This window comes from Sphingopyxis sp. YF1, assembly GCF_022701295.1.
Classification (GTDB): domain Bacteria; phylum Pseudomonadota; class Alphaproteobacteria; order Sphingomonadales; family Sphingomonadaceae; genus Sphingopyxis.
Genome location: NZ_CP033204.1, coordinates 1,669,981 through 1,685,135, shown reverse-complemented (window position 1 = coordinate 1,685,135; position 15,155 = coordinate 1,669,981). Strand labels below are relative to the sequence as shown.

The following is a 15,155-nucleotide window of genomic DNA, read 5'->3' as shown; positions in this document are numbered from 1 at the left end:
ATGCGACCGTCCGCCTGCGCGCTGCTCGACCGGCCGCTGACCATCATGCTCCTGTCGCCGCAGCCCTGGGTCGGGTTGCAGGTGTCCAAACATCATTATGCCCGCGAACTCGCCGCGCTCGGGCACCATGTCTATTTCGTCAACCCGCCCGGCGAGAAGGCCGAGATCGGCATTTCCCCCAGCGGCACCCCCGGAATCGATCTTGTCGATCATCCGTTCATGCCGCTGCGCCGGTTCAAATATCGCGCGCGCTGGCTGTTCGACCTTGCAGCGCGGCGGCGCGCGCGGGCGATCGCGCGCCGTGTCGGGCCGGTGGACCTGCTCTGGGACTTCGACAATGCCCGCCAGTTCGCCGACCATCGGGCTCTTCGCGCGCGCCTGTCGATCCTGCACATCGTCGACCGGCTCGACCCGGGTGATGTGGCGCACCGCCACGCAGACCTGATCCTCGGCGTCGACGCCCTGCTGCTCGCCGACGTCTCTCCCGCCGGCCAGCCCGTGCACGTCGTCGGCCACGGTCTCTCGCCGCTCTTCGCCGATCGCGCCCGGCAATTGCTCGCGGCGCCCGCGGCGCGCCCTGCCGACTCCCTCGTCACGATCGGCTTCATCGGCAACCTTGCCCAGCCCGCGATGGACAGGGCGCGCGTCTCGATGCTGATCGATGCGCTGCCCGAAGCACGTTTCCGGTTCATCGGTCCGGTCCAGGGCGAAACGCCCGCGGTGCGCGCGTGGGTCGACGACCTCGCGCGCCGCCCCAATGTCGAGCTTGCGGGGCTGCTCACCGGCGACGCGCTGATTGCCGCGAGCGAAGGCGTCGACATCTGGCTTCTGTGCTACGATCTGGCGCGCGACCGCAACAGCGGGGTCAATTCGCACAAGCTGCTCGAATATTTCGCGCTCGGCGGCGAAGTCGTGAGTAGCTGGATCGAAGCGCAAGCCGATGCGCCCGGCATCTTCATGCCCGCCAAGGATGCACCCGACGCGATCCTCGATCAAATGCAGGCGGCGATCGACGCGGTGCGGGACAGGCGGAATGCGGCATGGCGCGCCCGCGCCGAACGTGCGCTGGCGAGCAGTTACAGCACCAATGTTGAACAGATCGCCGCATTGCTGGCCGCGACGGCCGCGTGCAACTGCGATAACAGGAAATAGGACGATTTCATGCGCAAGGTTTTCGGCATCGGTTTTCACAAGACGGGAACGACGTCGCTCGCGCTCGCGCTGATCGAACTCGGTTACCGTGTGACGGGCCCCGATCGTGTCGGCGATCCCGACATCGGCGAAAAGTATGTCGAGCTGACACGCGCGCTGTCGCACGATTTCGACGGCTTCCAGGACAATCCCTGGCCGCTTGTCTATCGTGAGATGGATGCGATGTGGCCCGACGCGCTGTTCGTGCTGACGGTGCGCGACGCCGATGCCTGGATCGCTTCGCAGACCAAACATTTCGGCGAAGGCTCGACACCGATGCGCGAGCATATCTATGGCGCGGGGCGCGGGGCGCCGATCGGCAACGAAGCGCATTATGTCGCGGTGATGGAGGCGCACAACGCCGCGGTTCGCGAATATTTCCGCGACCGCCCCGGCAAGCTCGTCGAGATGGATTTCTCGAGTGGCGACGGCTGGGAGAAACTGTGCCCGTTTCTGGGTCTGCCCGTGCCGGCCAAGCCCTTTCCCCACGCCAACAAGGCCGAGGGGCGCAAGCCGCTGGCGCGCGCGATCCGCGGCGCCAAAACCGCGGTCAAGGCCCTGCTCGGAAGCTAGACCGGTTCAGAGGCGCTTCGGATAGAAGCCGAGCTTTCGCTTGATCCGTCGCTCGAGCGCCTCGCGCCTGCCCAGCTTGAACAGCGTGATCGGCTTGCCGAACATCAACCGGTCCGAAAGCGACGCACCGCGCAGGCGGGGGGTCGACGCCAGCATCGTCCGATAGCGTTCGGCCGCGGCGGGACGCGCGACGAACAGCTTGTACTGCGTGATCAGGAAGGGCTGCAGGCGTTCGGCGCGCTCGGTCAGGAAATGGATGGCGGCGACCGACACGTCGGGCCAGCCGATGCCAAAGAAGTCGTGGACCATCATCACGCCGTCGTCCGCCAGAACCGCATCGGCGAGGCCAAGATCATGGACGATATTGGCATAGTCATGCCCCCCGTCGACACTGATCATCCGGACGCCGCCGATGCGTTCGCGCATCGCGTCGGGCGTGACCGTGAGCGTATCGACTTTCCACACGTCGCGGTCGCCGAGGTCGATGCCGAGTTTGGTGCAATTGTCGAAAAAGGCCCGGTCGCGGTTCGCGTGGATCCCGGTGTTCAGCGCGTCATCCTCGAACAGGTCGATCGCAAGGGCCCTTTCGCCGGCCTGCCGGAGCAAGGCGAGGATGAAGAACAGCTTCCCGTGATGCACGCCGATTTCGGCGAGGTTGCCGGCGATGCCCTGCTCCACCTGCCATCGGCCGAGCGCGTCGATCGCAGCCCATTCGGCATGTCCGAAATAGCCCGGGACGGCTTCGATCTGCCGGTCGATATAGCGGTCGAGCGCCACGAAATCTGCGGACAAGGATAACTCCATCACAGGGGGCGGCCACCGCGATGGCCGGCAAGGGAACGGTGGTTGCGGGCTAGATCAGCGGCAGGGCGGGCGCAACTCCGCCGTGGCGGAGCCGCACGCCATCACCCCGCGAGCGGCGCTTGCAACGCGGGACTTTCCCCGTTCACTTCCTCGGCGGGGCGATATTCGGGGACCAGTTCGTGAAGCAGCGCGAGGCATTCGCCGGCGCGGCCGTGGTCCATCGCGTCGCGCAGCGCATCGAGCTTCGTCGACAACAGCCCCCATTCGATCATCGCCTCGCGCGCCTGCATGATCCGGCTGTGGCTCGTCGGCTTGGGATCGTCGCCGATCAAAAGCTCCTCGTAGAGCTTTTCGCCGTTGCGCAGCCCGACCTCGGCGATCTCGATGTCGCCGTCGGGATGATCCTCGTCGCGGACGGTGAGGCCCGAGAGGTTGATCATCGTGCGTGCGAGCTCGATGATCCGCACCGGCTTGCCCATGTCGAGCACGAACACCTCGCCGCCCTTCGCCATCGCCCCCGCCTGGATGACGAGTTGCGACGCCTCGGGGATGGTCATGAAGAATCGGGTGACGTCGCGGTGGGTAACGGTGACCGGACCGCCATTCCTGATCTGCTCGCGAAACAGCGGGACGACCGAACCGCTCGACCCGAGCACGTTTCCGAAGCGCACCATCGCGAAACAGGTCCGGCTGCCGCGACTGGCCAGCGCCTGGAGCACCAGTTCGCAAACGCGCTTCGAGGCGCCCATGACATTGGTCGGGCGCACCGCCTTGTCGGTGCTGATCAGCACGAAATTGGCAACCCCGCTCCGCTCGGCCTCGGTCGCCATGAACAGCGTTCCGCAGACATTGTTGCCGATGCCCGCGATCGGGTTGGCTTCGACCAGCGGGACATGCTTGTACGCCGCGGCGTGAAAGATCGTCTCGGGCTGCCAGCGCGCGAGCAGGCGCCGGACCGTCGAATGGTCGGTGACGTTGCCGAGTTCCTCGATCAGGTCGGGCCTGCGATCCTCGGGCAGGTCGGCGATCAGCGTCTGGAGATCCTGTCCGATCGCGTAGAGCCCATATTCGGAGGATTCGACGAGGATCAGCTTGTCCGGGCGGATGTTGATGATCTGGCGGCACAATTCGCTGCCGATCGAACCGCCGGCGCCCGTGACCATCACGGTCTTGCCGACGATCGTGCGGCCCAGCAGCAACTCGTTGGGGGGCACCGGGTCGCGGCCGAGCAGATCCTCGATCTGGACGTCGCGCAGGTCGCTGATCGAAACCTGTTCGTCGATGATCTGCCGCATGCCGGGCAGCATGCGCACGCGGATCGGCCAATCCTCAAGCGACTGCATGATCCGCCGCCGCTTCGATCGCGTGACGTGCGGCAGCGCGAGCAGCACGTCGGTGACGCCATAGGTGTCGACCAGATAGGGAAGCTTCGGGCGCGAGAAGATCGGCACGCCGTCGATGATCTCGCCCTCGATCTTGCGGTCGTCGTCGATGAAACCGACGAGCCGCATCTCGGGATCGCCGCGCAGCGCGAGCGCCAGCTGCTGCCCCGCCTCGCCCGCGCCATAGATCAGCACGACCGACGCCTGCTTGACGTCGCGCCGCTTGAGCAGGTCGACCACGGCGTAGCGCGCGACGATGCGCGTCATCGCCAGGAAAAGCAGGAAGATGATCGGCTGGATCACCGCGATCGTGCGCGGCACCCCGTCCATCCCGATCAGCCCGATGATCCCGATCACCGGAATGGCATAGAGCGTCACCGAATAGGCGAGCCCGACCATCGTCCGGCCGCCCGAGAAACGCAGGATCGAGCTGTAGGTCCCGCGGATCAGGAAGATCGGCAGCCAGCTCGACAAGGCGATCACCGCGGCAAGCCCGACCTCGCGATCGAATACCTCCCAATGCCCGAGCCGGAGCGAAAAGGCGACGAGCACCGCCGCAACGCACAAAAGCGCATCGGCAACGATCAGGATCGCGCGCTTTTCGCTGCGCCCGAGCGCGACGAGCGCGGCAAGCGCCGCGAGAATGCGCTCTTCGACCACCCCCCATGCGCGCGCAAGCATCATGCGGCAAGCGCCTCCCCGGTCTTCAGGAAGCGCCTTGCCTTGCCTTCGAGCACCAGCGCGGTCAGCACGCCGCTGCGATAGGCACCGGTGTCGATGCCGATACGGTTCGTGCGGCAATCGACGTCGGGTGTGATCGTGTGCCCGTGGACCACCATCACGCCATGATCCCGGTCGTCTTCGAGAAATTCGTCGCGGATCCAGCGCAGGTCGTGGACCTGCTGCTGGTCGAGCGGACGCCCGGGGAAAATCCCCGCATGGACGAAAAGATAGTCACCGATCTGCACATAATCCACCATCGAGCGGAACAAACGGACATGCGAAGCCGGTATGCCGGCGTGAATTTTGGCGACCAGAGCCTCTCTATCGCCGAAAATTGATGCATCTTCAAGCCCATAGCTTTTGAGCGCCTGTTCGCCGCCGTAGCGGATCCAGCCCGGCAGCTGCGAATGGGCGCCGTCGAGGATTTCGAGCAGCGCCTCTTCGTGGTTGCCCATCAGCAGATGGACCTCGTCGACGCCCGCGGGCACGGTCAACAACCGCTCGACGACCTGTGCCGAATGCGGGCCGCGATCGATCAGATCGCCGAGCATCACCAGATGGACCGTGCCGACGGGTAGGCGCGCGCGTTCGTCGGCGATCCGCGCTAGTAGCGCGTCGAGCAGGTCGAGCCGGCCGTGTACGTCTCCGATCGCGTAGACCCGGCTATCCTCGGGAACCAGCGGCCAGTCCTCGGCAACGGCTTCGACGACCTCCTTGCGGCCAAAAAGTCTTTTCAGCATAATCTTACCAAATTGATCCTGACGCCCGTCCCCATTCGCCGGCTCACCACCGCAGCGCGTCGACAACGCACAAAAGGCCGGAGGGATGCGTATGCCCAGCCATTTACCCGCGATTGCCGCAATGACAAGGATCACACCCCTTTCTTTCCGCTTCCGGTTAAGCGGATGACAACCAAAATTGTCTAACGGAACCAATATGAACAGTCGATGCAAGAGCCCGCAATGAGAGTGATGACGGTATTCGGGACACGCCCCGAAGCGATCAAGATGTTCCCCGTCGTGCACGCGCTGCGCCGCCAGCCGGGACTCGACGTCCGCGTGTGTGTCACCGCGCAGCACCGCGAGATGCTCGACCAGGTGCTGCACATCGCGCGCATCGTCCCCGACGTCGACCTTGACGTCATGCAGGCCAACCAGACGCTCGACGCGCTGCTGGCGCGCCTCGTCACCGGGCTCGGCGAGACGTTCGACGCCGAAAAGCCCGACCGCATCCTCGTTCACGGCGATACGCTGACCACGATGGCCGCGACCTTGTCGGCCTATTTTCGCAAGATTCCCGTCGGCCATGTCGAGGCGGGGCTGCGCAGCGGCAACATCTACCATCCCTGGCCCGAAGAGGTGAACCGCAAGGTGACCGGTGCGGTCGCCGACCTGCATTTCGCCCCGACCGAGACCGCCGCCGCGGCGCTGCGGGCCGAGAATGTCGATGCCGCGACCATCCACATCACCGGGAACACGGTGATCGACGCGCTGCTCGCGACCAAGGCGCGGATCGACGAGGAACCCGGGCTTGCCGCGGGCCTCGATCCGCTGCTCGCCCGTTTCGCGGGCAAGCGCATCGTCGCGGTCACCTCGCACCGGCGCGAGAATTTCGGCGACGGCATGAAGGCGATCGCCGAGGCCATCGCCGCGATTGCTGCGCGCAGCGACGTCGCGGTCGTCTTTCCGGTGCACCCCAATCCGCACGTGCGCAGCGCGATGGCTCCGATCCTCGGCGATCTGGACAATGTCGCGCTGATCGACCCGCTCGACTATCCGCATTTCGTGCGGCTGCTGTCGGCGAGCGACCTGGTGCTCACCGATAGCGGCGGCGTGCAGGAGGAAGCCCCTTCGTTCGGCAAGCCGGTGCTGGTAATGCGCGAGACGACCGAGCGTCCCGAAGGCATCGCAGCGGGCACGGCAAAGCTTGTCGGGACCGACAAGGAGTATATTGTTTCCGAAATTTTCAGTCTTTTGAACGATGAAGACGCCTATGCCGCCATGTCGCACGCCCATAATCCCTTCGGCGACGGCACGGCAGGGACCCAGATAGCGGAGATTGTTGCGCGTGCCCGTTGATATCGAACAGAAAGTCACCGTCGTCGGCCTCGGCTATATCGGCCTTCCGACCGCCGCGCTGATCGCCCGGTCGGGGTGCAAGGTCACGGGCATGGACGTCAGCGCGCATGTCGTCGAGACCGTCAACAACGGCAAGGTCCATATCGAGGAGGTCGACCTCGACGGGCTGGTGCAGGGCGTGGTAGCGCGCGGCGCGCTCGTCGCGTCGACCGAGGTGATCGCCGCCGATACGTTCGTCATCGCCGTGCCGACCCCGCACGACGCCGAACATCGCCCCGACATTTCCTATGTGCTCGACGCCGCGCGCGCGATCGCGCGGGTGCTCGAACCCGGCAATCTGGTGATCCTCGAATCGACCTCGCCCGTGGGCACGACCGAAAAGGTCGCCGAACTGCTGGCCGCCGAACGCCCCGACCTCAAGGTTCCGGGCCGCTGCGCCGGCACCCCCGACATCTTCGTGGCCTATTGCCCCGAGCGCGTGCTGCCGGGTCGCATCCTCATCGAACTCGTCGACAACGACCGCTGCATCGGGGGCATCACCCCGCGCTGCGCGCGCCGCGCGATGACCTTCTACCGCCAGTTCGTGCGTGGCGCCTGCGTCACCACCACCGCGCGCGCCGCCGAAATGGTCAAGCTGGTCGAGAACAGCTATCGCGACGTCAACATCGCCTTCGCCAACGAATTGTCGATGATCGCCGACAAGATGGGCGTCGATGTCTGGGACGTGATCCGCCTCGCCAACCTTCATCCGCGCGTCAACATCCTCCAGCCGGGCCCCGGCGTCGGCGGCCATTGCATCGCGGTCGACCCCTGGTTCCTCGTCCACGGCGCGCCCGACGAAAGCCGCCTGATCCGCACCGCGCGCGAGGTCAATCTCGCCAAGACGTCGCACGTCATCGCGGCGACCGCGGCGCTCGTCGCGAGCCATCCGCAGGCACGGGTCGGCGTGCTCGGGCTCGCCTTCAAACCCAATATCGACGATTTCCGCGAAAGCCCCGCGGTCGAGGTCGCCGCCGCGCTCGCCCGCCAGTTCGGCCAGCGCATCCGCATCGTCGAACCCTTTGCGCGCGGGCTGCCGATGGAATTTGCGGGCAGCGGCGCCGAACTTGTCGAACTCGACGATGCGCTGGCCGAATGCGAGATTTTGGTCGTGCTCGTCGACCATGACGTGTTCAAATCGGTCCCGCTCGAGGAACGCAGCGACAAGATCGTCTATGACACGCGCGGCCTGTGGCCCGACCAGGGCTGGCCCGCGGCGGCAAGCGGACCGCGCGCGGTGGCTTAAAAGGAAATCCTCCCTGTCGCGAAGCGATGGGGAGGTGGCGGCGGCGCAGCCGCTGACGGAGGGGCAATGACGCAACGTCGCTGGCCCCACCACCACTCGCTTCGCGAGCGGTCTCCCTCCCCGCGGCTTCGCCACAGGGAGGATCATTTGCCCTCCCCTTGCGCGCCCCGCCTCACTCTCCCATATCGCACGCCATGACCGATCCCCATGCACGCAGTGCCTCGCCCTGGCACGGAACCACCATTCTTTCCGCCCGCAGCGCCGACAAGGTCGTCGTCATCGGCGACGGCCAGGTCTCGATGGGTCAGACCGTGATGAAACCCAATGCGAAGAAGGTGCGCCGCCTGCACGACGGCAGCGTCATCGGGGGTTTCGCGGGCGCGACCGCCGACGCCTTCACCCTCTTCGAACGACTCGAAGCCAAGCTCGAACGACACAACGGCCAGTTGCTGCGCGCCGCGGTCGAACTCGCCAAGGACTGGCGCACCGACAAATATCTGCGCAACCTCGAGGCGATGATGATCGTCGCCGACAAGGAGGTGACGCTCGTCATCACCGGGAACGGCGACGTGCTCGAACCCCAGGGCGGCATCGCGGCGATCGGGTCGGGCGGCAATTTCGCGCTGTCGGCGGCGCGCGCGCTCGTCGACTATGAACAGGATCCCGAGGTGCTGGGGCGCAAGGCGATGCAGGTCGCGGCCGACATCTGCGTCTACACCAACGACCAGTTCACGCAAGAAACCATCGAAATACAGGCATAACTCCCCATGAATGAAGCTTTGACCCCGAAGGCGATCGTCGCCGCGCTCGACACGCATATCATCGGCCAGGACGCGGCGAAGCGCGCGGTCGCCGTCGCGCTGCGCAACCGCTGGCGCCGCCAGCAGCTCGGGTCCGATCTTCGCGACGAGGTGAGCCCCAAGAATATCCTGATGATCGGGCCCACGGGGTGCGGCAAGACCGAGATCTCGCGCCGTCTGGCGAAACTCGCCGATGCGCCGTTCATCAAGGTCGAGGCAACCAAGTTCACCGAGGTCGGCTATGTCGGCCGCGACGTCGAACAGATCGCCCGCGACCTCGTCGAGGAAGCCGTCCGGCTCGAAAAGGACCGCCGCCGCGAAGCGGTGCGCGCCGCCGCCGAGGAAGCCGCGATGGAGCGCCTGCTCGACGCGCTCACCGGCAAGGGCGCCAGCGAGGCGACGCGCCAGAGCTTTCGCCAGCGCATCCGCGAAGGCCATCTCGACGACAGCGAGGTCGAGATCGAGGTCGCCGACGCGCCGAACATGCCGTTCGAACTCCCCGGCCAGCCGGGCCAGATGAGCATGATCAACCTGTCCGACATGCTGGGCAAGGCGATGGGCGGCATGCCGAAGAAGCGCCGCAAGCTGACCGTGCACGAAGCCGCAACGCGGCTGATCGAGGAGGAACAGGACAAGCGCCTCGACCAGGACGATGTCGCGCGCGTCGCGCTCGCCGATGCCGAGGCGAACGGCATCGTCTTCCTCGACGAGATCGACAAGATCGCGGTGAGCGACGTGCGCGGCGGATCGGTGAGCCGCGAGGGCGTGCAGCGCGACCTGCTGCCGCTGATCGAGGGCACGACCGTCGCGACCAAATATGGCCCGATGAAGACCGACCATATCCTCTTCATCGCCTCGGGCGCGTTCCATGTCGCGAAGCCGAGCGACCTGCTCCCCGAACTGCAGGGCCGCCTGCCGATCCGCGTCGAGCTCGGCGCGCTGACCGAGCGCGACTTCGTGCGCATCCTCAGCGAAACCAAGGCCGGCCTTCCCGAACAATATGCCGCGCTGCTCGCGACCGAAGGCGTGACGCTGAACTTCGCGCCCGACGCGATCGCGCGCGTCGCGAAGCTCGCGGCGGAGGTCAACGAGAAGGTCGAGAATATCGGCGCCCGCCGGCTCCAGACGATCATGGAACGGCTGATCGAAGAGGTCAGCTTCACCGCCGAGGACATCGGCGGGACCGTGGTCGACATCGACGCCGCCTATGTCGACCGCCAGCTCGCCGATGTCGTCGGCGACACCGACCTCAGCAAATATGTGCTCTGACAAGGCGCCGCTCCGGCGAGCCTAATTCCGGGCCTTTTCAGCCCTTCGTTAACCGAACTTCATTTGACTTTGGCGCGCCGTCAGTGCGATGACAGGCGCGACACGGTCGCGATGGGTTGCAACGACCGGCACGGAGACAGCAATGGCAGACGAGGTAGCCCCCGCGCAGGGCGAACTGGCGATTACGCGTACCGGCGACCGGCTGCGGCTCGCCCGCGAAGCGGCGGGGCTGTCGCTCGCCGACGTCGCGACGCGGACGCGGATCACCCAGCGCCACCTCGAAGCCGTCGAACAGTCCGATTTCTCTGCGTTGCCGGGACGCACCTACGTCACCGGCTTTGCGCGCGCCTATGCCCGCGCGGTCGATTTGCCGGAGGCCGAGATCGGCGCCGCGGTGCGCAAGGAACTCGAGGAGGACGAATATGGCCGTCCGTCGTACGAGGCCTATGAGCCCACCGACCCCGCGCGCCTGCCGACCGCGCGACTGACCTGGACGCTGGTGATCATCGTGCTACTGCTCGGATCGGCCTATGGCGTGTGGCGCTTCCTGTCGGTCGAACCCGACGAGGCGCTGATCGCCGCGCAAACGCGCGCCGCCGAGGAATCCGAAGCCCCCGCCCAGACCGCCGCGACCGGCGCGGCCGCCAAGGGCACGACCAGGGCGGGCGCGGTGCCCGCCGATGCCCCGGTGGTGCTGACCAGCCTTTCCGAGGTGTGGATCGGCTTCGACGATGCCAGCGGCAAGACCGAGAATTGGCGCACGCTCGATGCCGGCGAAACCTACGAGGTTCCGCCCGCCTATATCGAACAGTTCACGCTGCGCACGAGCATTCCGCAGGCGCTCAAGGTCACCGTGGGCGGGCGCGACATCGGCGCGATCGGTCCTGCCGATACGCTGGTCAAGAATATCTCGCTGAAACCCGCCGACCTGATCGCGCGCGCCGAGGGCGCGGGGGCGGCCCAGACGCTCGCGCCGGTCCCGGCCAAGCGCTGACCGCCCCGGCGGACCGACGAAACGACGCGGCGCCGGGCCGAATTGGGTTTGCGCAAGCGGCCATTGCCGCGTTATGGGGCTGGTAATGGTTAATTGGGTGTGGGGGCCGAAAGGCAGATGAACATGCGTTATAATCCCTTTCTGGGCGCCGCGGCGGTTGCGCTGGCGGTGACGATGCCGGGCGTCGCGCTGGCGCAGAGCGGCACGATCGACAAGCGGGTCGAGCGGCTCGAAAAGGAAATGCGGGCGGTACAGCGCTCGGTATTCCCGGGCGGCAGCCCGACCTTCTTCGAAGGCGAGATCGCGCCCGACAACACGCCGGGCGAACGGGTGAAGAGCAGCGCGCCGGTGATCGACCTGACCGCGCGCGTCGACGCGCTCGAAAGCCAGCTCCAGACGCTGACCGGCCAGACCGAGCAGAATGCGTTCCAGCTGCGCGAACTCGAAAAGAAGTTCGAGGCGTACAAGAGCGAGATGGAAAAGCGTCTCGCTGCGCCCCCGGAGACGGTCGAGACCACGCCCGCCAGCCTGCCGGTGACCCCGGTCGCCAGGCCCGCAACGACAACGGCCGCGGCGACCAAGCCCGCGGCAACGAAACCCGCGGCCGCCAAGCCCGCCGCCGCTCCGGCATCGAGCGCCGCGCGGCTCGCGCTGGTCAAGAAGGTCGAGATCCCGGCGACGGGCAACGAAGTCGATGACGGCTACAACTACGGCTATCGCTTGTGGGAAGCGAAACTCTATCCCGAGGCGCAGACGCAGCTCAAGGATGTCGTTGCAAAATGGCCGCAGCACCGGCTTGCGAGCTTTGCGCAGAACCTGCTCGGTCGTTCCTATCTCGACGAGGGCAAGCCGAGCCTCGCCGCGGTTGCCTTTTACAACAACTACAAGGATCGGCCGAGCGGCGCCCGCGCGCCGCACAGCCTGATGTACATGGGCGTCGCTCTCGACAAGCTCGGCCGCAAGGCCGACGCGTGCAAGGCTTTCCGCGAACTCGAGGAAGTCTATGGCGACAAGGCCCCGCAGGATGTCCGGACCGATGCTGCCGCCGCAAAAACAAAAGCCGGCTGCTGAAGCCGACGCCGTCGCCCGGCTGGGGCAGCAGCTGAAGGCGCTGGTCGGCGCCGACTGGCAGGATCGCGACTATGGTGTCGCCGTCTCGGGCGGCCCCGACAGCATGGCGCTGCTGTGGCTGATGGTTTCGCTGCTGCCGGGCCAGGTCCGGGCAGCGACGGTCGACCACGGATTGCGCCACGGCTCCGCCGAAGAGGCGCGGATGGTCGCGGGCTTTTGCGCGCGCGATCATATCCCGCACGCCATCCTCACCCCGCCGGCCCCGATCCGCGGCTCGTTGCAGGCGGCGGCGCGCGCCGAACGCTACCGGCTGCTCGACGACTGGCGATCGCAGCAGGGCCTCGATCACATCGTCACCGCGCACCACGCCGACGACCAGCTCGAAACCGTGATCATGCGCCTCAACCGCAGCAGCGGGGTCGGCGGGCTTGCCGCGATCCGCGCGCGCAACGGGTCGGTGCTGCGCCCCTTGCTCGGCTGGCGCCGGAGCGACCTCGTCGCACTCGCGCTCGACGCCGACCTGCCCTTCGTCGACGACCCGTCGAACGCCGACGTCCGGTTCGACCGCGCGCGGCTCCGCAAGGAACTGACCGCGCAACGCTTCCTCGATGCCGAGGCCGCGGCGCGATCGGCGCAGTGGCTCGCCGACGCCGATGCCGCGCTCGACTGGACCGCCGAACGGCTGATCGAGGGCTGGCCCGACGCCGGCGATCGCGCGGTGATTCGCGACGATGCCAGCCCCGCAGAGATTTTCCGCCGCATCGTCGCACGCCGCCTCACCGCCTATGATCCGCGGCTGACCTTGCGCGGCAGCGCGCTGGACGGGGTGATCGCGGCGATGCGCGACGGCCGCCGCGCGATGGTCGGCAGCCTGCTGATCGATCGCGTCGGCGCGGTCGGCGGCGGATTGTGGCGCATTTCGGCTGCACCCCGGCGAAAAGCGCGCACGCCCCGCTGATCTGCTCATTGTCATTTAACGCGAAGCGCCTATCTTGGACGCGGGTCGCTCCCCGGCCCCTCGCGAAGTGGAAACCGACGAAATGCAGGACGACAAGGAACCGCAGGGCAACCCCTGGATGAAGAGCGTGATGATCTGGAGCGGCATTTTGCTCGCCATGCTCCTCGTCGCCTCGATGTTCGGCGGCGCCGCACAGCCCGCGGGAACCCCGCTGACCTATTCCGAATTCCGCCAGAAGATCGAGGACGGCAGCGTCAAGGACGTCGTGCTGACCGAGGAACGCGCGACCGGCACGCTGTCGAACGGCGACCGTTTCAGCGCCAACCTGATCCGCGACCCCGAACTGCTCAAGCTGCTCAACGAACATAACGTCAAATATGACGGCAAGCCCGCCGAACAGGGCAATATCTGGCTCTACCTGCTCGTCCAGTCGCTGCCCTTCCTGCTCATTCTGGGCATCGCCTTCTTCGTCTTCCGCCAGGTCCAGAAGAACAACGGCTCGGGCGCGATGGGGTTCGGCAAGTCGCGCGCCAAGATGCTCACCGAAAAGCAGGGCCGCGTGACCTTCGACGACGTCGCGGGCATCGACGAGGCGCGCGAGGAGCTCGAGGAAATCGTCGAGTTCCTGAAGGATCCGACCAAATTTTCGAAGCTCGGCGGCCAGATTCCGAAGGGCGCGCTGCTCGTCGGTTCGCCCGGCACCGGCAAGACGCTGCTCGCCCGCGCGATCGCGGGTGAGGCGGGCGTCCCCTTCTTCACCATTTCGGGTTCGGACTTCGTCGAAATGTTCGTCGGCGTCGGCGCATCGCGCGTCCGCGACATGTTCGAACAGGCGAAGCGCAACGCGCCGTGCATCGTCTTCATCGACGAAATCGACGCGGTCGGCCGCCATCGCGGCGCGGGTCTCGGCAACGGCAACGACGAGCGCGAACAGACGCTCAACCAACTGCTGGTCGAGATGGACGGCTTCGAGGCGAACGAGGGCATCATCATCGTCGCGGCGACCAACCGCCCCGACGTGCTCGACCCTGCCCTGCTCCGTCCGGGCCGCTTCGACCGCCAGGTCGTCGTGCCGCGTCCCGACATCGAGGGCCGCCAGAAGATCCTCGAGGTGCACACGCGCAAGAAGCCGCTGGCGCCCGACGTCGATCTCCGCCGTATCGCGCGCGGCACGCCGGGCTTCTCGGGCGCCGATCTGGCTAATCTTTGCAACGAAGCGGCGCTGCTCGCGGCGCGCAAGGGCAAGCGCCTGATCGCCTCGAACGAATTCGAGGAAGCCAAGGACAAGGTCATGATGGGCGCCGAGCGCCGGTCGATGGTGATGACCGAGGACGAGAAAAAGGCCACCGCCTATCACGAGGCCGGCCACGCGCTCGTCTCGCTCCACGTCGAACACAACGACCCGCTGCACAAGGTGACGATCATCCCGCGCGGCCGCGCGCTGGGCGTGACGTGGAACCTGCCCGAACGCGACCGCTATTCGCAGAATATGAAGCAGATGAAGGCGCGGCTCGCGCTCTGCTTCGGCGGCCGCATCGCCGAGCAGCTGATCTACGGCAAGGACGAGCTCAACACGGGCGCGTCGAACGACATCCAGCAGGCGACCGACATGGCGCGCGCCATGGTCATGGAATATGGCATGTCCGAAAAGCTCGGCTGGCTGCGCTATCGCGACAATCAGGACGAGGTATTCCTCGGCCACAGCGTGTCGCGCGCCCAGAATATGTCGGAAGAAACCGCCAAGCTGATCGATGCCGAGGTTCGCCGCCTCGTCGAGGAAGGCGAAAAGGTCGCGCGCAAGGTGCTGACCGACAATATCGACGAGCTCCACCTGCTCGCCGGCGCGCTGCTCGAATATGAGACGCTGTCGGGCGAGGAAGCGAAGCGCGCGATCAAGGGCGAGGATATCGGCCGCGAGGACGATTCGGGCAAGCACGGCACACCGGTGTCGGGCCATGCCGGCGGCCTGCCCCAGATCAAGCGCAAGCCGCGTCCGTTCGGCGACGCCAACCCGCAGGGCGCGTAGG

Annotated in this window: 13 protein-coding genes; 10 read left to right on the top strand and 3 right to left on the bottom strand. The window is 66.5% G+C overall.

What is annotated here, in order from left to right; all coding sequences use genetic code 11:
- Entirely contained in the window at positions 1–1,152 is a 1,152-nt protein-coding gene (locus EAO27_RS08195; protein WP_242779418.1) for a hypothetical protein, read from the top strand.
- 9 nt (positions 1,153–1,161) lie between these two features.
- Positions 1,162–1,764, top strand: a complete 603-nt coding sequence (locus EAO27_RS08190) for a sulfotransferase family protein (RefSeq protein WP_242779415.1) — start codon at positions 1,162–1,164, stop codon at positions 1,762–1,764.
- A 6-nt stretch (positions 1,765–1,770) separates the two neighbouring features.
- Here the strand turns inward: EAO27_RS08190 and EAO27_RS08185 are convergent, their stop codons facing one another.
- The 3 genes from EAO27_RS08185 to EAO27_RS08175 all read right to left on the bottom strand — a co-directional run bounded on the left by EAO27_RS08185 (position 1,771) and on the right by EAO27_RS08175 (position 5,548).
- Positions 1,771–2,556: a class I SAM-dependent methyltransferase gene (locus tag EAO27_RS08185; protein WP_242779412.1), complete on the bottom strand. Its 786-nt coding sequence runs from the start codon at positions 2,554–2,556 to the stop codon at positions 1,771–1,773.
- A gap of 113 nt (positions 2,557–2,669) precedes the next feature.
- Positions 2,670–4,634, bottom strand: coding sequence for a nucleoside-diphosphate sugar epimerase/dehydratase (locus EAO27_RS08180; protein ID WP_242779409.1), 1,965 nt, complete (start codon positions 4,632–4,634; stop codon positions 2,670–2,672).
- Positions 4,631–5,548, bottom strand: coding sequence for a metallophosphoesterase (locus EAO27_RS08175; protein WP_242779406.1), 918 nt, complete (start codon positions 5,546–5,548; stop codon positions 4,631–4,633). Before EAO27_RS08175 ends, EAO27_RS08180 begins: the two co-directional genes overlap by 4 nt.
- An 87-nt stretch (positions 5,549–5,635) precedes the next feature.
- On the opposite strand from EAO27_RS08175, the gene wecB reads away from it, so the two are divergent.
- The 8 genes from wecB to ftsH all read left to right on the top strand — a co-directional run bounded on the left by wecB (position 5,636) and on the right by ftsH (position 15,154).
- Positions 5,636–6,751, top strand: a complete 1,116-nt coding sequence (wecB, locus tag EAO27_RS08170; RefSeq protein ID WP_242779403.1) for a UDP-N-acetylglucosamine 2-epimerase (non-hydrolyzing) — start codon at positions 5,636–5,638, stop codon at positions 6,749–6,751.
- Complete coding sequence (gene wecC / locus EAO27_RS08165) at positions 6,741–8,036, top strand: UDP-N-acetyl-D-mannosamine dehydrogenase (protein WP_278190142.1); 1,296 nt, start codon at positions 6,741–6,743, stop codon at positions 8,034–8,036. The genes wecB and wecC overlap by 11 nt, the downstream gene beginning before the upstream one ends.
- Before the next feature lie 194 nt (positions 8,037–8,230).
- Positions 8,231–8,797 carry an ATP-dependent protease subunit HslV gene (hslV, locus tag EAO27_RS08160; RefSeq protein WP_242779400.1) on the top strand — a complete coding sequence of 189 codons (567 nt, stop codon included), beginning with the start codon at positions 8,231–8,233 and terminating at the stop codon, positions 8,795–8,797.
- A 6-nt stretch (positions 8,798–8,803) separates the two neighbouring features.
- Positions 8,804–10,105, top strand: a complete 1,302-nt coding sequence (hslU, locus tag EAO27_RS08155) for an ATP-dependent protease ATPase subunit HslU (protein WP_242779397.1) — start codon at positions 8,804–8,806, stop codon at positions 10,103–10,105.
- Between the two features lie 142 nt (positions 10,106–10,247).
- Positions 10,248–11,099: a helix-turn-helix domain-containing protein gene (locus tag EAO27_RS08150; RefSeq protein ID WP_242779394.1), complete on the top strand. Its 852-nt coding sequence runs from the start codon at positions 10,248–10,250 to the stop codon at positions 11,097–11,099.
- A 123-nt stretch (positions 11,100–11,222) separates the two neighbouring features.
- Complete coding sequence (locus tag EAO27_RS08145) at positions 11,223–12,170, top strand: tetratricopeptide repeat protein (protein WP_242779391.1); 948 nt, start codon at positions 11,223–11,225, stop codon at positions 12,168–12,170.
- Positions 12,124–13,128, top strand: a complete 1,005-nt coding sequence (gene tilS, locus EAO27_RS08140; RefSeq protein WP_242779388.1) for a tRNA lysidine(34) synthetase TilS — start codon at positions 12,124–12,126, stop codon at positions 13,126–13,128. Before EAO27_RS08145 ends, tilS begins: the two co-directional genes overlap by 47 nt.
- Positions 13,129–13,210: 82 nt before the next feature.
- Entirely contained in the window at positions 13,211–15,154 is a 1,944-nt protein-coding gene (gene ftsH, locus EAO27_RS08135; RefSeq protein WP_242780515.1) for an ATP-dependent zinc metalloprotease FtsH, read from the top strand.
- Position 15,155 lies beyond the last annotated feature (1 nt).